The 20448-nt window shown below is 43.4% G+C and carries 19 protein-coding genes and 2 pseudogenes; 3 read left to right on the top strand and 18 right to left on the bottom strand.

From position 1 onward, the window contains the following. Window positions 1-69: 69 nt before the first annotated feature. The 14 genes and pseudogenes from cotJC to NYE20_RS03795 all read right to left on the bottom strand — a co-directional run bounded on the left by cotJC (window position 70) and on the right by NYE20_RS03795 (window position 9643). Entirely contained in the window at window positions 70-639 is a 570-nt protein-coding gene (gene cotJC, locus NYE20_RS03860; RefSeq protein WP_003233850.1) for a spore coat protein CotJC, read from the bottom strand. A gap of 14 nt (window positions 640-653) precedes the next feature. After that, window positions 654-917: a spore coat protein CotJB gene (cotJB, locus tag NYE20_RS03855; protein WP_003219491.1), complete on the bottom strand. Its 264-nt coding sequence runs from the start codon at window positions 915-917 to the stop codon at window positions 654-656. Then, window positions 901-1149: a spore coat-associated protein CotJA gene (gene cotJA / locus NYE20_RS03850; protein WP_003219489.1), complete on the bottom strand. Its 249-nt coding sequence runs from the start codon at window positions 1147-1149 to the stop codon at window positions 901-903. The genes cotJB and cotJA overlap by 17 nt, the downstream gene beginning before the upstream one ends. Before the next feature lie 126 nt (window positions 1150-1275). Next, window positions 1276-2144: pseudogene (locus NYE20_RS03845) on the bottom strand (NAD-dependent epimerase/dehydratase family protein). After that, window positions 2141-2584 carry a nuclear transport factor 2 family protein gene (locus NYE20_RS03840; RefSeq protein WP_015715468.1) on the bottom strand — a complete coding sequence of 148 codons (444 nt, stop codon included), beginning with the start codon at window positions 2582-2584 and terminating at the stop codon, window positions 2141-2143. Before NYE20_RS03840 ends, NYE20_RS03845 begins: the two are co-directional and overlap by 4 nt. A gap of 79 nt (window positions 2585-2663) precedes the next feature. Beyond that, the gene (locus NYE20_RS03835; RefSeq protein ID WP_161621409.1) at window positions 2664-3248 is read right to left on the bottom strand and encodes a TetR/AcrR family transcriptional regulator; all 585 of its coding nucleotides are present in this window, start codon (window positions 3246-3248) and stop codon (window positions 2664-2666) included. Window positions 3249-3361: 113 nt separating this feature from the next. Continuing rightward, window positions 3362-3790, bottom strand: a complete 429-nt coding sequence (locus NYE20_RS03830) for a hypothetical protein (protein WP_032726703.1) — start codon at window positions 3788-3790, stop codon at window positions 3362-3364. A 132-nt stretch (window positions 3791-3922) separates the two neighbouring features. Further along, complete coding sequence (locus tag NYE20_RS03825) at window positions 3923-4642, bottom strand: YebC/PmpR family DNA-binding transcriptional regulator (protein WP_003233863.1); 720 nt, start codon at window positions 4640-4642, stop codon at window positions 3923-3925. Window positions 4643-4801: 159 nt separating this feature from the next. Continuing rightward, window positions 4802-4975 (bottom strand): phosphatase RapH inhibitor PhrH, encoded by a 174-nt coding sequence (phrH, locus tag NYE20_RS03820; protein ID WP_032726704.1) that lies wholly within the window; start codon window positions 4973-4975, stop codon window positions 4802-4804. After that, a complete protein-coding gene (gene rapH, locus NYE20_RS03815; protein WP_161621408.1) occupies window positions 4965-6095 on the bottom strand; it encodes a response regulator aspartate phosphatase RapH in 1131 nt (376 codons plus the stop codon). The genes phrH and rapH overlap by 11 nt, the downstream gene beginning before the upstream one ends. A gap of 161 nt (window positions 6096-6256) precedes the next feature. After that, the gene (locus NYE20_RS03810; protein WP_223497606.1) at window positions 6257-7096 is read right to left on the bottom strand and encodes a hypothetical protein; all 840 of its coding nucleotides are present in this window, start codon (window positions 7094-7096) and stop codon (window positions 6257-6259) included. Window positions 7097-7258: 162 nt separating this feature from the next. Further along, complete coding sequence (locus tag NYE20_RS03805; RefSeq protein ID WP_161621407.1) at window positions 7259-8266, bottom strand: hypothetical protein; 1008 nt, start codon at window positions 8264-8266, stop codon at window positions 7259-7261. Between the two features lie 105 nt (window positions 8267-8371). Next, complete coding sequence (locus NYE20_RS03800; protein WP_161621406.1) at window positions 8372-9292, bottom strand: DUF5655 domain-containing protein; 921 nt, start codon at window positions 9290-9292, stop codon at window positions 8372-8374. Window positions 9293-9304: 12 nt separating this feature from the next. Then, window positions 9305-9643 carry a hypothetical protein gene (locus tag NYE20_RS03795; RefSeq protein ID WP_021481280.1) on the bottom strand — a complete coding sequence of 113 codons (339 nt, stop codon included), beginning with the start codon at window positions 9641-9643 and terminating at the stop codon, window positions 9305-9307. Window positions 9644-9809: 166 nt separating this feature from the next. On the opposite strand from NYE20_RS03795, the gene NYE20_RS03790 reads away from it, so the two are divergent. The 3 genes and pseudogenes from NYE20_RS03790 to NYE20_RS03780 all read left to right on the top strand — a co-directional run bounded on the left by NYE20_RS03790 (window position 9810) and on the right by NYE20_RS03780 (window position 12786). After that, window positions 9810-11819, top strand: coding sequence for a ribonuclease YeeF family protein (locus NYE20_RS03790; RefSeq protein WP_161619313.1), 2010 nt, complete (start codon window positions 9810-9812; stop codon window positions 11817-11819). A 6-nt stretch (window positions 11820-11825) separates the two neighbouring features. Further along, entirely contained in the window at window positions 11826-12314 is a 489-nt protein-coding gene (locus NYE20_RS03785; RefSeq protein ID WP_103672140.1) for an immunity protein YezG family protein, read from the top strand. A gap of 16 nt (window positions 12315-12330) precedes the next feature. Next, a pseudogene (locus tag NYE20_RS03780) lies at window positions 12331-12786 on the top strand (antitoxin YezG family protein). A 377-nt stretch (window positions 12787-13163) separates the two neighbouring features. On the opposite strand, the gene NYE20_RS03775 reads toward NYE20_RS03780, so the two are convergent. The 4 genes from NYE20_RS03775 to srfP all read right to left on the bottom strand — a co-directional run bounded on the left by NYE20_RS03775 (window position 13164) and on the right by srfP (window position 20335). Continuing rightward, a complete protein-coding gene (locus tag NYE20_RS03775; RefSeq protein WP_103803673.1) occupies window positions 13164-14330 on the bottom strand; it encodes a hypothetical protein in 1167 nt (388 codons plus the stop codon). 95 nt (window positions 14331-14425) lie between these two features. After that, window positions 14426-15805, bottom strand: coding sequence for a 23S rRNA (uracil(1939)-C(5))-methyltransferase RlmD (gene rlmD, locus NYE20_RS03770; RefSeq protein ID WP_103803674.1), 1380 nt, complete (start codon window positions 15803-15805; stop codon window positions 14426-14428). Between the two features lie 309 nt (window positions 15806-16114). After that, entirely contained in the window at window positions 16115-17026 is a 912-nt protein-coding gene (locus NYE20_RS03765) for a diacylglycerol kinase (RefSeq protein ID WP_003233894.1), read from the bottom strand. Between the two features lie 150 nt (window positions 17027-17176). Next, window positions 17177-20335 (bottom strand): surfactin resistance protein SrfP, encoded by a 3159-nt coding sequence (gene srfP / locus NYE20_RS03760; RefSeq protein WP_139020888.1) that lies wholly within the window; start codon window positions 20333-20335, stop codon window positions 17177-17179. Between the last annotated feature and the right edge of the window lie 113 nt (window positions 20336-20448).

Genomic DNA, 20448 nt, shown 5'->3' with positions numbered 1-20448 from the left:
CCAAACTGCAAAAACAGACCATTTTCTCTGTATGTAAAAGGGTGTATGAAAGAGAGGCCAATCTGCCTATTAGAAAATCTTCTTTTTATCCCGTTCTTCTTTTAAAATTTCAACCGCTTCTCTGAAGCGCATAGAGTGTACGATTTCACGCTCTCGCAAAAAACGCAGGGAGTCGTTTAAATCAGGATCATCCGAAATATCAATCAGCCATTGATACGTCGCCCGCGCCTTTTCTTCTGCGGCAATATCTTCGTATAAATCGGCAATCGGATCGCCCTTCGCTTGGATATAGCTCGCGGTAAACGGCACGCCCGCCGCATTATGATAAAAAAGCGCGCTGTCGTGATTGACGTAATGATCGCCAAGCCCAGCTTCACGCAGCTGCTCCGGTGTGGCGTCTTTCGTCAACTTATAGACCATGGTCGCAATCATTTCCAAATGGGCAAACTCCTCCGTGCCGATATCTGTTAAAAGGCCGATGACCTTATCAGGAATCGTATAACGCTGGTTCAAATACCGGAGAGCTGCGGCCAGCTCTCCGTCCGCTCCGCCATACTGCTCAATCAAATACTTCGCCAGCGTCGGGTTGCACGTACTGACCTTGACAGGGTATTGCAGCTTCTTTTCATACACCCACATTCAGGCATTCCTCCTTATACTTGCCACGGCCATGGCCCTTTTCCCCAATCCCAATCCTTGCCCGCGGGGCTGTTGCCGAACTGCAGAAGCGGTCCGTAAGAGGATTCGAACTGTCTTTTTAAGTGCCTTGAATAGCCGGAATATTGATTGAATTGCTTCAGCGCATCTTCATCATGAGGATGTGTATTTAAATAAAGACTCAGCTCAACAAGCACAAAATCAGCAGCCTGTATTTGCTCAAGCTGACGATAATATTCGGCGTCAACCTTTTTTGCCATGTGCGTCTCCCCCTCGATAAGGGTTTTCATAAAAATCATAGAGATCCTTCCAAAGGGTGCCTTTCCTCAAAGCCTCCATCGGCGAAAACTGCTCCATGTGCTCAGGCTGAAAGGTCATATAAAGGTTAGGGGGCGTTCTGTAATATTTCTTCCCTATGGGCGGACAGGGATCAAAACGGCTGTGAAAGGGCGTATATGATTTGACAGGCGTAAACGGCTGCATATCCTTCATTCCGGCTCCTCCTTTCTCAAAAACAATGACCTTAATAGGTATGAGGCAGGAGGCATGATTATGACTAAAACACGACTTAGCTTTTTCAATAAGAAGACCTTCGGAAGCGCCGAAGGTCTTTCTAGACTATTTAGTCCAAAATGAGATCAGTGTTTCCAATACGCAGCATGAGCAGCCGCAAACTCTGACAGCGAACGAGGTTCTTTTCCCGTCACACGCATCACTGTATCCGTTACCCGATGTTCCGCACCATGGCTGATTGCCTCATCAAGCTTCGCCATAAAATGGGCATAATCCGCGGGCAAACCTCCTGCCTCCATTTTATGCTGCAGCTCGGAACGAGAAATGCTGACATGCTCCACCCGGCGTCCCGCCGCAGCTCCAATGATCTCCGCCGCTTCGGCATAGCTCAGCGCCTCGGGACCTGTCAGAATATGATGTGTTTGATGAGGAACATCATCAATCAAAGCCCTGACGGCTGTTTCTGCGATGTCATCAGCTTCAATAAACCCAAGTTTTCCTTCACCCGAAGCCGTTGTGATGCGCCCCTCCGTTTGAATAGACATGCGATGCTGGACATTGATGAAATTTTGCATAAAGTATGAGGGCCGTAGCACCGTCCATTCTGGAAACTCGCGCACTGCCTGGTGAAGCGCGCCAAACACGGGACCGTTCTCGGAGACAACAGACGCACTTTGCATCACTACCCGCTTTGCGCCGAGACGCTTTGCTTCCTTTAAAAAGGGAAGCACATAGGGAGCCGGATCAAGTACACCGACCGGAGCAACAAGATAGATGTCTTTTACCTGTTCTAGAGCAGGCGTAAAACTGGAGGCATCCTTCCAATCAAAATACACATGCTCCGCACTTGCAAGCGCGCCCTTTTTTCGGCTTGCAATACGCACTCTGTATCCCAGCTTTATTAAACGGCTGGCGATTCGGCTGCCGACTGTGCCGGTCCCGCCCGTGATTAAAATCGTATTTTGTTTCATCATTTCCCACTCTCCTCTGTTTGCAAAAATGATCCTCCAAAGGCCTCTTTTACAACAAGCGGATTCCAATAATCCCTATAACGCACAATGCGGCCGTCTCTCGTTTCGATGACACTGATATAGCTTTGGCGATAAGGCAGTCCAGTCTCAATCACATGGCCGTCACATTGAAACTCCGCAATCACCGTATTCGAGTCTGCTGAACGGTACACTGTCGGAGTGGTAAATGAAGAAAGATGGATCTGCTTAGGATAATCCTTAATATAGTTGTAAATGGCCGCTTTTCCTTCTATTCTTTTTGGTGATCCCTCCGGCGCATAAGGAAACTCAAATACAGCATTCTCATCCCAAAGCTCCATCCAGCTCTTCATGTCCTTCTCAAGCATATAAGCCATAAACTTTCTCAATGTTTCACATGCTTTTTCAAATTCATTCATCAACATTCATCATCACCTCTTTTTTTATTTCCAGACCATTCAGTCCAAAAAATACACACATGGGCAAAGAATTCTTTACCACATGTTAATCAAGCACTGATAAACTCACGTCAACATGGTCCTGAAGACGATCCATATCTGCCGTCACTTTTGCAATAAATGTCAGTGACAGCCTGCTCTGATTCAGGTACCGGGCGAGCGCAGATATATCAGAATCTTCGCCATTCAATTCTCCTTGATCCTTCGCCCTTAAAAGCGCCTGATAAAAAGCGTCCTCAAGCTGCTTGGATTGTCTTTCAAAATACCGGGCAAGCTCAGGGTCATGCGGGATCTGTTCAATCGCACTGTTCACAATGTAGCACGCCTTCGCCCGTTCCGGATCCCTCAGGGCATTGACACCCTCCTGAAAAATATCACGAATGGCTTCCTTTACAGATCCTGGCGCTTCAAGCCTTTCCATAACTGCAGCGTTTTTCCCTTCAAGATACGATTTCACCGCGGACAAAAACAAATCACGCTTCGTGCCATACGTATCATACAAGCTCTGGCGCGCAATGCCTAAATGAGAGAGCAGATCCTGAAGAGACGTTCCTTCGTAGCCATACTCTCCAAAAACCTCTATCGCCCTGTGAAGAACAAGTGCCGTATCAAATTCTTTATTCCTCCCCAAAAGACGATCACCTCCTGAAACAAATGTTACCAGTTTCCAGACTGAACAGTCAAGAAAAAAGATAAAAAACACTCTTGATCTGCAAGAGTGTCCTCTTTATACCATCATCTTCTTTATTTATAACCGTCTTTTCCCCAGTGGCCCATATGGTGGTGATGGTGGCCATAATGACCATCATGATGGTGGTGATAATTATCCTTTCCAACATGGTGATGATGGTGATGAAGATTATCTTTTCCATCATGATGATGGTGATAATAGTGGTGATGGCCATCATTTTCATGGTGCATGTTCGGATAACTTACAGTTCCCGGAGAGCCTCCATAGCCGCCGCTTGGGTAACCGCCGGATCCTCCGTATCCTCCGTACGTTCCATATCCCGGATAGCCGCCGACACCTCCATGTATGCCGTGATCTGGGTAGCCTTCATACATGCCAAAGCCCGGGTGGCCTCCATACATGCCATAACCCGGGTGGCCAATACCAAAGCCCTGATAATGACCAAAACCAGGTCCGCCATACATATGTCTTGTATCAGTCATATTCACTCTCTCCTTCACATAGGTTACAGTCCAGAGTATGAGAATATCTTATAGATCGTATAGGCGGCCGCCTACAGACAGCTAAAACAATTTCCAGGACAAAAAAGCAGGCCATAACAGCCTGCTCACTCCTTACTCACCTAAATCAACGTTATGATATACCTGTTGAACATCTTCCAAATCTTCTAATGCATCAATCAATTTTTCAAACTGTTCCTTTGCATCATCCGGAAGCGTTACTTCACTTTGCGCAAGCATTGTCAGCTCCGCTACTGTAAATTCCTCGACACCCGCGTTTTTAAACGCCTCTTGCACCGCATGGAATTGATCAGGCTCAGCATATACGATCACGCTGTCATCCTCTTCTAAAATGTCACGTACATCAACATCCGCTTCCATCAAGATTTCAAGCGCTTCGTCAGCAGTTTTGCCTTCCACACCGATTACAGCCGTCGCGTCAAACATGTAAGCAACAGATCCGCTCACACCCATGTTTCCGCCGTTTTTCCCGAACGCCGCACGCACTTCCGGCGCCGTACGGTTTACATTATTCGTCAGCGCATCAACGATAATCATTGATCCGTTCGGCCCGAAGCCCTCATAACGAAGCTCATCGTAATTCTCTTCCGCTCCGCCCTTCGCCTTCTCGATCGCACGTTCAATGATGTTTTTCGGCACGCTGTAAGTCTTCGCACGCTCAAGCACAACCTTCAGCGCCTGGTTGGATTCCGGATCAGGCTCGCCCTGTTTCGCCGCCACATAAATCTCACGGCCAAACTTCGCATAAATTCGACTCGTATTTGCGTCCTTAGACGCCTTCTTCTCTTTAATATTGTTCCACTTACGGCCCATGATGTTCCACTCTCTTTCATATATATCAATCTAAATACTGTTATTCACTTTATCCATTATACCTCAAATGGTTTGGTTGTTTCGAGTGTCTTGCGTTAGAAATAGAAGGAATGCCGCGATGTGAAAAATGGAACGTCTTCCGTAAAGCAAGAAAAAGCCCTAGCTAAGGGCTTTCTTCTGATCACTAAGTTTGTAAGGGGAATGATCGATATACGTCGTATTTCGATCTGTTGATTCCTTAAATCCGCCGGAGTTTGTCAGGGTTGGAAACGACATGCTTCCCAAAACTAGAGTAATAGCCAGACACATCATCACTTTTTTCTTAATAGGCATATAAACACTCTCCTTTTAGAATATCTTCTTGGGCTTTCAGCACTTTCCGATAAAACGCAGCGGCTTGTTCAAAGTGACAGCTGCTTTCAAAAACAGCGGCAGCACTCCGGGCACATGCTTCAATGTAAGCGTGCAGGTTCTTTTTTTCGAAATAGCTTAAAAGATCATGAATTTTTCGTTCGTCAACAGTCTCCTTGTACACGGCCTGCAAGAACAGAAACAATTCTTTATAAAATTTGTGAGAACGTGCTGTGATATGGTCTAATCCTTCCTCTATGAACTGAAACGCCTTCTGTGTTTGGCCCGCTTTACATAATGTCCAGCTTAATCCAAACAAGACTTTCGGAAGCAGATCAGGCACTTTCTCTCTGCTTACTTTCGCCGCTTTTTGGAAATGTTCTACAGCCATCTGATCGTCTCCTGATCTGTCATAGCTGTTCGCGATGTTCAATAGAGAAATGGCGATAAACCTGTCATTTTGAATGTCCATTGCCAATTCCAGCGCCGCCTCTAAATGCGGGAGCGCTTTATCATAATGTTTGAAATCATCATAGTTGCCGGCGATCACAAACAAGCTTTGTATCGTTCTAATGCTGTATAGGGGATTGTTTTGATAAATGTCTAAGGCTTGAAGAATATGATGCATCGACACATGGGTTTGCTTCATGTGATAATACGCTTCGGCCACTTTAAAATGGAATTCCGCTTTCTCAATTTCATCTGACACAAACGGCAGTTCTTTCTCCGCCTCGCGATAATACCCGATCGCTTCCACATATTCTTTTTGATCAAATTCATACATGCCGCGGAAAAACAAAGAGTAGTATTTCAAAAGGCCTGTGAGTTTTTTCTGAGGGGTCTCAATCGTTTCAAGAAGCTCTGTCACTGTAGGGCGATTCCCGTATGTTTGTCCCGGCTCCAAATAATCAAGCATCAGCTGGTGACGAAAACACATCAGAGAATAATAGATCAGCAAATCCTGATCCTCTTCCATCCTCTGAATGTCCTGCTCCACCTCCGCTTTCAGAACCTCAGCATCCGGAACACTGAACTGGCGAATCATTTTATACCATTCATTAATCTTAACACCTACACGCGAAGACGGTATGGCTTGACTCAACGGCTTCCCTCCTTCTCTATGAGATATGTCATATTCTATCAATCCCAAATTTTGAAAACAATACGAAAGGAAGAAATTGTTTTTTCATCCTGTCAATTTGTTTTTCTACGCAAAAAAGACCCTTTACGCAAGGGTCCATTCTTATTTCATATACGCATTCACTAGCTCGTAACAGCGCTGATTCTTCGTTTTACTTGTTCTATAAAAGCAAACACATCTTCAGCAGGCATCAGGTTTTCCAGCAATTGAATGACATTCTCTTTCCCCACAATTAACTCCTGATCTTTTAACATCACAGGCGTTTCCTTAAACACATGCCAAGGATAAAATAACCTGAGAAAAGGATCTGAAAAATAAATCCCTTTGTCCGTTAATGTGATGCCATCTGTTTGCTTCACGGGAAAAGTACTCCAGAAGGAGATCATCTCTTGATCCTTAGGAATGTGCAGCCGTTTTCTCAATCGCACCTCTCTCTTTTCAGAAATCTCGTTACCGACAAGTAGCCCATTGGTCAAACCGAACATCTTGTCATGGCTGTTCTGAAACAAAGTACTGATTTCCTTCAATTCACTGGCAGAAACAGATACATGATCTCTCCAGGCTTCTGTAAGCAAATCCGAGCCATTTTCACTGAGAAATTGCTGAATCATCCTCAACAGCTCTGCCAACAGATCCGCAGGATATGAACTGAAGCCGACATCAAAAACCTCTTCTCCCTCAAACCAAATCTCATAATCATCCGTAGATTTAATCGATTGGATATCAGTGAATGCTTCCCAGGTCACACATCCCTCTTGTTCTCCAAATCTCTTCCAGTACAGTCCCTTACTCGTAAACATAACAAAGCTTTTCGCTTTATTTCCCATGGAACAATTCAATAAGGCCGTCACCGTTTCTTTCTCCGATAACGGGAATAGCTCACACGCATATGTCAAAAGCTCATCAGGAACAAACCCGGTAAAGAACTTATCTTTTTGATACATTGAACACAAATCACTCAAATATGAACCACCCATCGCTTCATCGTCCTCCTTTTGTTTCATATACGAGTACTTTGAATGAAAGTTTCACAGAATTTCGACACCGTTATCAGCAAAGATCAACTCTCGAACAAAAAAGAAAAAGACGCTAAGAGCTTTGATGAGCTTTCAGAATCTATAGCTTTAATCAACCACAACAAAATCCTGCACCTTCACCTGTTCCTCAGGCAAATCAAACTGATAAAGCATCTTCTTAGAATGGATATCAAACACACCCACATACCCGCCGATGCCCTTTTTATGCTCTTCCTGGGCAACTATATACAATAGATTCCCCTTAAACTTTGCTTCCATATAAGGGAAATTCAAACTATATGTATGAAAAGAAAATTCCTTCCCATACTCCAGCAAGTTCGCCTCACCCTTTTTGTCCTCGTACGTAACGTAAAAACTGCCGCTTTCTTTGTCATAATACACAGTATCTGCATATTCAAGATCTTCAGGATACGCAATATATGTCGCCTTCCATGTCCCTTTTTCAATCACAGTCAATTCATGCTCCGAGCTCGCAACAATAAATTCCTTCGAGTCTGCGAATTGATCAGCGTATGAGGCTAAGCTCAGGGTCTCAATCATTTCCTCTGTTTTTCTGTCAATCACGTAAATAGCCATGCTTTGAATGATATAAATATAGTTCTCATCACTGGCCCCCATCGTGACAAGCGAAGGCAAGGTAAGGGTATATTCCTTCTTCATTTTTTTATCATTTATGCGGATCTCATTCCCCGTCGTATCAACATTATAGGCCTTAACAGACACATCCTTCCCCTCATGCCAAAACGCAAATGGATCTGAAAGCGGATGCTCTTTGATCGCATCCTTCTCCAGCGTGTAGTAAAAAGGCTCGTGTTCCGCCAATAATACAAGGTCTGTGGATTTGTATGACTTCATTTGAATATAAGGAACATCCGCCACCTTAAACGTACGCCTGTTAAACCGTTCGCCTGTTGAGGTTGAAAGCAGCACGCTTTCTTTTATGAAAAGATTGGAGTAGATAAAAAAGATCCGGTCTTCTTCGGGGTGGATGACGGGAGATTGGACAGGATGCGTATTCTTATTTTGAAAGGAAATATAGACAGCCAACATAAAAACACTTGCGAACAAACCCAATAATATAAAACGCTTCTTCATATAAACAACTCCCAATATATGGTCCGAAACTCTATATCGTTTTCAACATGCCCTGTACATATCCCTTGTAACCCAATAAAAAAAAGAACTTCTCAATGGAAGTTCTCACTTATTTTTCTCATAGGATTGTTTGATCAACCCCATAATATATTCAATGTTTTCTTCATCTTTTATGAAAATCTCATAGTCGCCATTTCCCCAGTGGCCGGTCTCAGAGACATCGCGCATTCTCTCCTCGGGATCATGCAATTCTCCCTTTTTCATATTCACCCACAGCTTAAGTCCGCTTTTTAAAAGAAGAATGTCAGTGAAATTTCGCTTATTTGATGTAAACGCAATATAAAGCTTTGTCGGTTTGATTGAAATATGATCGTCCAAATTAAAAATGAATTCCTTTAGCTGCTGATAAAGCTCTATGATGTCAAACGGTTTATCTGCAAGATGATCCTCTTCAGAAAACACTTTAATTTCTTTGCTGACCTCTTGAATGGTCTCACTTTGCTGCGAAATGGTCTTAATCGACTCGGAGACGCCATCAGCCTTCATTTGATTCAACTGGATCAGATCATTTTCGTACCTTTTAACCTCCCACAATTCAATTGGCAGATCTTTAAAATGGATCGATTGCTTTTGATACACTGTAAATACAGGTGAGATAAAAATGACCTTCGACTGCGACCAGTCTACATCATCCCGCTTTAACGGAAGATCATGATTTTCATTGTACTCAAGAATGAAATCTGCTTTATGATTGAGCATTGCCGCTAAGTAGGCGTAGCCCTGATCAACAACACTGAAGTTTTTCGTATTTTTATACTCGATAATCACAAAAGATTTCGTCTCAGCATCAAACGCTAACGTATCAATGCGGAAATTACTGATTCTGAATTCAGATTTCACAAACCCTAGCCCCAACATTTGCTGAAGATTGGCTTCACATAAATCCTGAATCTCTTTTTCTTTTTTAAACGGTTTCTCGCGAATATCTTCGATTTGATTTTGATTGTTTACTTTATAGAGATACATGCTGGACCCCTTTTATTTTACTAGTTCCATTAAGGTTTCTAAGGATAGACTCGAAACCGGATTTTGCGTTTTTGTTTTCAGCGTACCGCCAATCAAATAAGAATAGTCTCGGCACTCTGCCAATTGAAACCGGACTCTATTGTTCGTTTTAGTGATTTTGGCTGGTTCATCAGATTCCCAAGCGTCAACGATCTTGTAAACATTTAAAATCACACCGCTCCGAACAACAATTGCCCGTTTACATTCCTTTGCTCTGGACAATTTCATATCCCAGTTCCCGCAAGCGCGGTTCGTTAGCGTGTCACCTTTTTGAATATCCTTGATCTTTATGATTAAGAAGTCTTTATCCAAATGAGCTCTTCCCCTTTTTATTGATCTATCATCATCTTATCAAAACCATGCACTTAGACACATGCCAAATGACTCATTTTTCCACCAAAACACGTTCTCACCCCCACCCTCATCCCGCCCCGTGGTAAAATTTTGATATTGAGTGAACAAAAGAAGGGAAATGGTCATGAAAGTATTTGAAGCGAAAACACTGCTTTCGGAAGCGACAGACCGTGCAAAAGAGTACAAAGAACTAAGAACGCAAATGGTCAACTTGAGAAAAGCGTTAAAAAGTGTCGCTGATCTCAGTGACAGCGAATTTTCAGGAAAAGGCGCCAGCAACATCAAAGCCTTCTATCACGACCACGTCGGCGTCACCGACCAATGGATCGACTACATCGACATGAAAATCGCATTTTTCAATAGCATCGCCGGAGCCGCGGAGGACAAAGCCCTCTCTGACGCATACATCGAAGAATCCTTCCTGGAGCACGAACTGGCAAATGCCAATAAAAAATCAAAATCCATCATGTCCGAACAGAAAAAAGCGATGAAAGACATCCTGAACGATATCGACGACATCCTCCCGCTCGACCTGTTTTCAACAGAAACCTTCAAAGACGAGCTGGCCGATGCCAACGACAAACGCAAAAAAACACTGGAAAAATTGGACGCCTTGGACGAAGACCTGAAGACAGAATACGCCCTGTCAGAACCAAACGAACAATTCATCAAGTCCGACTTCCAAAAGCTCCAAGAAGCAACAGGCAAAGGCAAAAACGCCACACCCATCCACTACAACGCCAAGGCTTACCGTGAGAGCGACATACATAAGAAAAAAGGCGACATTGAAACGCGGACTGAGGCTTACTTGAAGATTAAGAAAGAGGAAGCGAAGGAACGCGAGATTGAGAAACTGAAAGAAAGACTGAAAAACTACGATTATGCAGATGCCGATGAATTCTACGAAATGGCAAAAACGATCGGCTATGAAAATCTGACAGCTGAACAACAGAGATACTTCACCCAAATTGAAAACACGCGTGAGCTTGAAGCAGGCTTCAAAGGGGTTGCCGTCGGCCTTTATGATTCCGGGAAAGACGCGGTCGTAGGCCTGTGGGATATGGTCACAGATCCGGGAGGAACCGTTGAAGCGATTACCGGAGCGATGGCTCACCCGATCAAAACGTATGAAGCCATTTCAGCGGCAATCGAAGAATCGTATCAAAAAGACATGGTGAATGGTGACACCTACTCAAGAGCAAGATGGGTGTCATATGCGGTTGGCACTGTTGTCACATCAATTGTCGGCACAAAAGGCGTAGGAGCCGTCTCAAAAACTGGCACAGCCGCCAAAGTGACGACCAAAGTCAAAACAGCAGCAAGCAAATCAGCAACAGCCCAAAAAGCCATAACAGTCTCAAAACAAACCGTTGATCACATCAAACAAAAAGTAAACACAGGCATTGAAGTATCAAAAAAACACGTCAAAACCAAGTTAAATCAAATCGGAGATCTCACACTTGCGGATATTCTCCCGTATCATCCCCGTCATGATTTAGTGCCGGCAGGCGTTCCTTACAACGCAGTCAACGGGGTCACGCTTAAAGAAGGACTGCAAAAATTCGCCAAGGTCATCCTGCCGAAACCATACGGAACGTCATCAAGCGGAAGACGAACTCCAGCGCCACATGTACCGCCGGTAACCGTCAAATACGGCGAGCACTACGCAAAATGGAGCAGAAAGAAAGTGCTGAAGCCGAATGTCGAATATAAAACAAAAGAGGGCTACACATACAATACAGACAACTATGGTAGAATTACAAAAGTTGAAGCTGATTTACAATTAGGAGAAGCAAAGCGAAATCAATATGCGCAATCAAACGCTGGAAAGCCTCAAGATCGATTACCTGATGACGATGGCGGACATTTGATAGGCTCACAATTCAGAGGTTCAGGGGAACTAGATAACTTAGTTGCTCAAAATAGTCAAATTAACCGTTCTGGCGGAGAATGGTACAAAATGGAGACCGAATGGGCGGCGGCTCTAAAAGAGGAACCACCGAGAAAAGTCTCAGTAAGAATTCGACCGAAATATTTAGGAGACTCTCTAAGACCAGACTCTTTTGAGGTTATTTACAGAATTGAAGGCAAAGGATTATTTAAGAAATTTATAAAAAATCAAGCTGGAGGTTGATTCTTTTTGGAAAATGAATTAAATGCATTATATAGAAGTATAGCTGAAACCGTTAACGAAATGATACCAGAACCATGGGAGAAATTTTTGTTCTATGCTCAGGTTTCAGAGACAGGCGGAGGCACTTACTTTTTTTATAATTCTCAAAATGAACCTAATCATTTTAAGTACAGTCTTGAAATTCCGTTTGAATTTGATATTGACGAAAATGAATTCGATCAGTATGAGATGGAATTATTTAAACTAAGCGAAAAAATGAGAGATGTTTTCAAAGATCATGATCAAGAGTTATTTTACTCCTTCACTCTTAGCCTAGAAAGATCAGGAAAATTAACTGTCAACTTTGATTATACAGATTGGTTTAAGACAGATTATAGTTTCAGTGATCAGCTTATCATCTGGAAATTTAAATATTTAGGGGAAGAACCTAAGGATCCATCATTACAAAAATTAATAAAAAAATATTTAGAAGAATATCCTGAAAATCCAATTTAATAAAGTTGGGTTAATGATGTTAGAAAGCACTTATTTACAAATAACTGATGTCATAGGAAAAATAATTCCTGCTGATTGGAGTAAAATTGTTCTTTATGCCGAAATACTAGACGGCTCCAGAGAAGTGTATTTTTTCTTTCAAACACCAGAAAACGATGAATATATATACTCTCACGACATTCCAGAACAATTTCAAGTCAGTAAAAAGATTTATACCGAACTATTAATAGATCTTCAAGAGTTATTTAAACAGTTACACAATGAGTTTAAAGAAAATAATCCTGAAGCATGGACAAATTTGACACTGAATCTTGAAAGCAATGGAACGTTCTCAATTGATTATAATTATGATGATGTTTTATCCTCTGAACTTGATGACCTTCAAAGACGAGATGTTTGGAAATGTTAAAATTTAGGGATATTGCCTAAAGATGAAGACGATAAAGAATTTGTAAACTACTTCGGTCTATAAATTTAAAAATAGCTCAGCTCTCTCTGCTGGGCTATTTTTTTATAAACCCATCTAATATAAAAATTTAAACTATTATATGTATTGCCGTAATAATTTAAGCACACACGAAAAGCGACAACCTATTGTGAATTAATAACATTCGGATTATAGAGCCAAATTTTCAGGTAAAATGGCTCATTTAATCTTTTCATCCGCTGAGACCAAGATTGATAAACTTCTATCATTGCCTCAAGAATTAAACGAGAATACCACATCGGAGAATTGCGTCAGTTACCAGTAGAAATAGGGACATCCATAACTTTACATTGTCTCTATTGTTACGACATACACGGACTTTCTTTTTGTTTGAAATGGATTTGCCATAATTATACCCTCGACTATTCGGGAGCATTACTCCATTTATACAATACTTTCTCTGCAACATACTTGATAAGTGATATTTCCTTATCTATTATTTCATCATTAAGATTAGGTATGAAATTAACATCATTAGGTGCTTCTTTTGAATGAACCAACGAACACCTTATTAAATAAATCCGTTTTGCTACTGACTCAACAATTTCTGTAGCTTCCAAAGGAAAAAGTGCAGGGTATTTCTCCGAAGGTTTTGTATAGTGCTTACCCCTGCTCTTAATGTCGTCAAGCCATGTAACTACTTCTAATTCAGTTATTGAATTAGTTGCTATGTATTTTACTATTAAGAGTTCGTTTGGTTGAGGAAACCTCGCTTTCCTGACGGCTCTTGTAAAGAAAAATTCAATAACCTGATAATAAGCTAAGTATTTATGTCGTGGTATCTTAGTATAGTTAGCAAAGTTAAAATATCTTAGGGGGGTTTCCTCTAATTCAATATTACTTAAGCATAGTTTAGTATTAGACGTATGCCCTTTTAATTTACTTTCATTTTCAAATCTTGACATTTTGAAACCAAAGCCTAGATTAACATTACATTCAAACAAAATCTGTTCAATGAATTTGTAAAACTGCTCTGTATTTTCAAAAACTTTGTCATTCCAAATTTGTAGGGTAATATCCTTGCCATTGTTTCTCGCATGCTCTATTGCACCATAATCCTCTACAATATACTGGTCATAAAACGTTTGCCAAAAAAGGTCACTCATTTGACCAATATGTCCTATCACTTCACCATTCTTTTCTAATGTTATCCCGCCTGTTTGTACATAGTCATAGCCCTTAATTAACTTTTTCTTAGTTAATTCATCAGCAAATTCAATCAACACTTCATAATAATTACCACAATAAGCAGTTGAACTGTCATATCTAAAATAGCAATAAAACATTTCAGGAGTCATATATTTCATGACTTCATCGAACAAGTATCTATCCTTTGAAACAGTGATACTTGAAGACTCTTGTATCACTAGTTCAACTTGCTTAGCCAAAGAGTCGTTAAACTCAGCGTTCATTCCGACTCCGTAATAATTACAAAAAAAATGAATGTAATTCTCCGCTTTCCACGTTTTTATCCATTCCTTTAATCGCTCATCTTCAATATTTCTGTGTCCATATAAACCGCCGCCCATGTGTACCACTCCTAACTCATTTACATTATAATTCCCTACACAAACATAGAACCCTTCCACTATGTTGGAAGGGTTCTGACACTGTGACATCTCGTTTAATCTTTTCTCACTAGCAGTGAACAACACTCCACATGATTCGTATGCGGAAACATATCCACAGGCTGCACTTCGAGCGTCTGATACCCGCCATCCTCAAGCACCCGCAGGTCTCTCGCAAGCGTGCCAGGATTACAGGACACATACACCACCCGCTTCGGTTTCATCTCCACAATCGTCCGCAGGAGGGCTTCGTCGCAGCCTTTTCTTGGCGGGTCTACGACTAGCGTATCGGCCGTGATGCCTTCTTCATACCACTTTGGAATCACGGTTTCCGCTTCACCGACCGCGAACTCAGCGTTTGTGATGCCGTTTAGCTCAGCGTTGCGTTTGGCATCCTCAATTGCCTCTGGTACAATTTCTACGCCGTACACTTTTTTCGCCTGCTTTGCCAGGAAGAGAGAAATCGTTCCGATGCCGCAGTAAGCGTCAATGACGGTTTCTTCCCCTTGAAGCTCAGCGTACTCAAGCGCTTTGTCGTAGAGCACCTTTGTCTGCTCCGGGTTGACCTGATAGAACGATCTGGCGGAAATGGCGAATTTGACGTCTCCGATGAGGTCGTAGATGTATTCTTCGCCCCAGATGACGTTTGTTTCGTTGCCAAAAATGACGTTTGTTTTGTTTCGGTTGATGTTTTGCACGATGGATTTGACGTGCGGGAATTGCGCTGTGATGTCTTCGATGATCTTCGCTTTATGCGGGAAATCGTTTGTTCTTGTGATGAAAACGATCATCATTTCGCCCGTAACAACGCCGTATCTGACCATGATGTGGCGGAGCCAGCCTTTGTGGCGTTCTTCGTTGTAGGCTTTGACACCGTAGTTTGCGCAAATGTCTTTGACAGCTTGAACGGCTTCGTCGTTTTTGGATTGCTGGATCAGGCAGGCGCTCATGTCGATGATGTCATGGCTTCTTTGCTGATAGAATCCCGCGACGAGTCCGCCTTCCCGTTCTCCTACCGGCACCTGTGCTTTGTTTCTGTAGTTCCACGGGTCTTCCATGCCGAGTGTCGGGTGGACGGTGACTTTTGAAAGGTCCAGCTTGCCGATGCGTTCTAAGACGTCTTTGACTTGTTTCTGTTTAAACAGGAGCTGTCCTTCGTAGGTCATGTGCTGAAGCTGACAGCCTCCGCATTGCTTGTAAATCGGGCATGGGGCGTCCGTTCTATGCGGGCTTTCTTCCTTCAGCTCAATCAGACGGCCGAAGGCGAACCCTTTTTTGACGCGTGTCACTTTGATTTGGGCTTTTTCCTCCGGCAGGGCGTTCGGCACGAAGATCGGAAAGCCTTGGACCTTTGCGACACCCGCTCCTTCGTGGGTCAAATCCTCAAATGTCACGTCATAGTATTCGTTTTTTTCTACTGGGGGTTTCATTTTCATCTATAATCACCTCTAGTTTTAAGCGAAAGAAAAACTTGGCCTATTCAAGCCAAGTTTCAGCGTGTAGGCAAACCTTCGCATTCGTTGTCAGTCCTGTGCTTCGGTGCTCACGTAAAAAGACCAGCGGCTAAAAACTAGAGCGTCCTGCTCAAACGCCGCTGTCACCGCATCCTGCGGAAGTACGCTCCAATGCTCGTCCTTCCTAGACTTCAAAGGTTTTCAATCACGCTGAAAAGATGACAAAATCCTAAAACGAAAACTGTTTTAGGATTTTGTCAACATTCTGAGCTTGGCTTACAAAGCCAAGTTTTAGTCATCCAGCTGTTCCGCTTTCTCCTTCGGCATGACGACGTGAATGTGTCGATACAGATTCACGAATTCGCCCGGCAGCATGCCGCCGTACTCGCCGTCCAGGTTCAGCTGCATCTTTTCTGATACATTGACTTTCACGCGGTTCGCTTTTGTATAAATAATGTGCTGGTCGTTGATATGTTCGCCGCGAAGCGCCATCGTAGCGACCCTGATAAATTCAGCAAGGTTTGCTTTCTTTAATATCATCAAATCAAACATGCCGTCATTCAGGCTGGAATCCGGCGCGAGCTTTTCAAACCCGCCGACGGAGTTTGTCAGCGTGACCAAAAACAGCATGATTTCACCTTGAAACAGCTTGCCGTCATATTCAATCTCGACTTCTGTCGGACGAAGTGAAGGCAGCATTTCCATTCCTTTTAAATAATAAGCAAGCTGGCCGAGCATTGTTTTGAGTTTGCTTGGCACGTCGTACGTCAGCTCCGTCAGACGGCCTCCTCCGGCGATATTGATAAAATACTGGCCGTTGACCTGTCCGATATCGATCGGGCGGGCAACGCCGTTAATGACCGTATCTGCCGCTTTTAAAATATCCTCGCGTGGGATTCCGAGCGCTCTGGCGAAGTCGTTTGTTGTGCCGACTGGAATCACACCGAGTGTCGGACGGTTGTCTAAAGGCGCAAGCCCGTTGACGACCTCATTAATCGTTCCGTCTCCGCCTGCCGCAATGATCAGGTCAAACTCACGCAATGCCGCTTCCTTGGCAGCGTGTGTAGCGTCTCCTGCGCATGTCGTCGCATGGGTGGAGGTTTCATAGCCGGCTTGTTCAAATTTTTGCAGGACCTGGGCAAGATGCTTTTTAAAGATCTCCCGTCCTGAAGTCGGATTGTATATTATGCGTGCACGTTTCATTATCTCATCATCCTACTTAAGAGTATCCGATCCATTTTTACACTAACAACCTTTAATTATACTATGAGTTAAAAAAATCGCAACAAAATGTACATAATCTTACAGGTGAAAACGCACAAAAGCCTCAGCAGAGCTGAGGCTTTTAGTTTTTTACTCTTCTTCCGTTCCCGGTTTTTTCTTGCGGAACTTCGCCAATACTTCATATACGATTGGCACGATCAAGAGCGTCAGAAGCGTTGAACTGATCAAGCCGCCGATAACCGTGACGCCGAGTCCTTTTGAAATGACCTGGCTTCCGCCTTCGAAGCCGAGGGCTAATGGAATCAAGGCGCCGATTGTCGCAATGGCTGTCATCAGGATCGGACGGAGTCGTGTAGAGCCGGCTTCCAGGAGCGCTTCTCTCGTCGACAGGCCTTCCGCTTCCTTATGAATCACGCGGTCAATTAAGACAATCGCATTCGTGACAACGATACCGATCAGCATGAGCATACCGATCATTGCGTTCAGACTGATCGTTTCACCTGATACGTAAAGTCCGACCAGGGCACCGATGACTGTGAACGGCAATGAGAACAGAATAGCAAATGGCGCTAGTGCTCCGCCGAAGGTAATCACGAGCACAAGGTAAACGATCGCTATTGCTGCCAGCATCGCTAAACCGAGCTTCGTGAAGGAATCAGCGATATCCGCTGATACGCCGCCTGTGTCAATCGATACGTTATCAGGATGGTCTAGCTTATCGATTTTCTTCTGGATAGCAGCTGATACGGCTGTGACGTTGTCAGACGTAACCTCACCTGTGACATCCGCATAGACTTTTCCATCACGTTTTGACACGGTATCTGATGTTGATCCTTCCTTCACTTTTGCCACATCGCCGATTTTGACTTCCTGGCCAGTCGCGGAAGTGATCTTTTTATTCTCTAAATCTTTCACACTCTTATACTCGTCTTTTTCTGTCTTAATGTTCACATCAAGCTCTTTGCCGTCTTTTTTCACAGTTGTGAGCGGTTCTTGTGATGTTTGTGACATTAAGGCCTGAGAAATTTGAGACGCAGTTAAACCGAGTTTGCTTAGTTTTTCTTGGTCAGCGACAAATGTGTACTCATCATATGTGCTGGAAAGGCCTGAGTTTACGTTTTTCAGATCCTTTTCATCCTTCATGATTTTTTCAATATCTTTGACCGTGTCTTTAATATCGTTTTCAGAATCGCCATACACATAGTATGTTAATTCGTTGTTATTGCCTGAAGAGCTGAAGTCCTGTGACTTCCATTCTCCGCGGTCAGATTGCTTTTGGATTTCCTTCAGAACGTTATCTTTTTCTTTATCAAAGTCAGGTGTGTCGCTTTCATATTTGATATAGAATAACGCGCCGTTAGAATCTCCTCCCGCAAGCGGGCTGCCAGAGCCTAATGAATACTGAACCGTATCGACATGCTTGCGGTCAAGCAGGATTTTTTCCGCTTTTTCAGCTTCATTTTCGGCTTCTTTTTTCGTTTCACCCGGTTCTGGGCTGTATGTGAGCTGCATCGTTTTTTCTTCCTCGGACGGCAGGTAGCTGGCACCGATTAACGGTACGAGGAACAAGCTTCCAAGGAGCATCAGAACAGCGATGATAGACGTGATCCATTTGTGGCTCAGCGCCCAGTTCAATACTTTTTTATAGATGTTTGCAAGTCTGCCTGGTTTGTGTTCTTTCGCTTTAATCGGCGCACCGGTTAATGATTTTTTGAACAGGCTGTGTGCGAGCATCGGCACAAGCGTGATTGAAATCACCAGTGATGCGGCAAGCGCAAAAACAATCGTTAAGGCAAATGGAATAAACAATTCACCGATTTGTCCGCCTACAAGTGCGAGCGGCAGGAATACCGCGATTGTCACGATCGTCGATGACATGATCGGTTTAAACATTTCCTTCGTCGCTTCACGAACCAAGGCTTTTCCGCGGAGCGGCTCGTCTTTGAGTCTCATTCGGCGATAAATGTTCTCGATGACAACGATGGAGTCATCGACTACACGTCCGATGGCAACGGTCATTGCGCCGAGCGTCATAATATTCAATGTGATATCAAGCTGCTGCAGCACAAGGAGTGCGATCAGCAATGATAATGGAATTGAAACAACCGAAATTAATGTTGATTTGATATCTCTTAAGAATAAGAGAATAATCACAATCGCAAAAATAGCACCGAAGATGGCTTTGCTTAACATCGTGTCAACTGACTGTGTGATCGGCTCCGCCATGTCGAGAGTTGCGCTGTAATTGAAGCCTTTATGGTCTTCTTTGAACTTCTTCAGCTCAGCTTTGACATTGTCGGCAACCTCTACCGTATTCGCATCGTTTGCTTTGACGATGTTGATGCCGATGCTGTCTTTGCCATTTGTGCGTGAAACGGATTCAGCTTTTTTCACATCTTTAATTGTAGCAATGTCAGAAAGCTTGACCGTCGGCACTGCTGTGCTTGCGCTTTGCTGCGCCTGTGCTGCCGCTTGTGCGCTTTGGGCTGCCTGTGCACTCTGCGCCGCCGCTTGAGATGCTGCACTGCTGCCTGCACTTGAAGCTGATGCCGTCGGGATTCTCATATTCTTCAAATCTTTAATTGTTTCAATATCGCCGCTGACGACGACAGATTTTTCTTCATTTCCGAATGTGTACAATCCAAGCGGAGTTGTCACATCTGAACCTTGAATCACTTTCTTCACAGTATCTTCATCAAGGCCGTATTCCTTCAGTTTGTCTTCTTTGAAAGAGAATTCAACCTCTTCCACCTGCTGGCCCGATACTTGGACGGACGCAACGCCTTCTATGCCTTCAAGCTTAGAAACGAGGCTGTCCTCCACTTTTTTCGTCAGCTCTTGCAGGTTATCTTTATCACTGGACACACTTAACGTCAGAATCGGGAATGAGTTCAAGCTGTAGCGTGAAATCTCCGGATCCTTCGCGTCATCAGGCAGGCTGACGTTTTCTAACGCTTCAGCTGCTTCTGTTTTCGCTTTGTCCATATCTTTCTCATAATCATATTCAATCATGACCGACGATGCGTTTTCATAGGACGTCGACGTCACAACGCTGACACCGTCCAAGTTCTGCACGGCTTGTTCAACCGGTTTGGTCACTTCATCAGCCACTTGGCTTGGTGTCGCACCCGGATATGTCGTGCTGATCGTCAAGTAAGGCATATTCACGTCAGGAATAGACTCTTGCTTCATATTCATACCCGCATATAAGCCGGCTGCCGTTACAATAATCGTCATCAGCCATACGGCGAATTTGTTTTTCAGAACGAAATTAATAACGTGGTTCATCATATCCTCCATTACATTTTTTATTGACTGACTGGTCATTCTATATAATACTAAACGTTATAACGCAACAACGTCAACTCATATACCAGAAAATTTTACTAAATTTTTCAAGG

The organism is Bacillus sp. FSL R5-0416 (genome assembly GCF_037975425.1).
In the GTDB taxonomy this organism is placed as follows: Bacteria; Bacillota; Bacilli; order Bacillales; family Bacillaceae; genus Bacillus; species Bacillus subtilis.
Note: the sequence above shows the minus strand (reverse complement) of the source record. Positions and strands in the feature narration are given on the sequence as shown.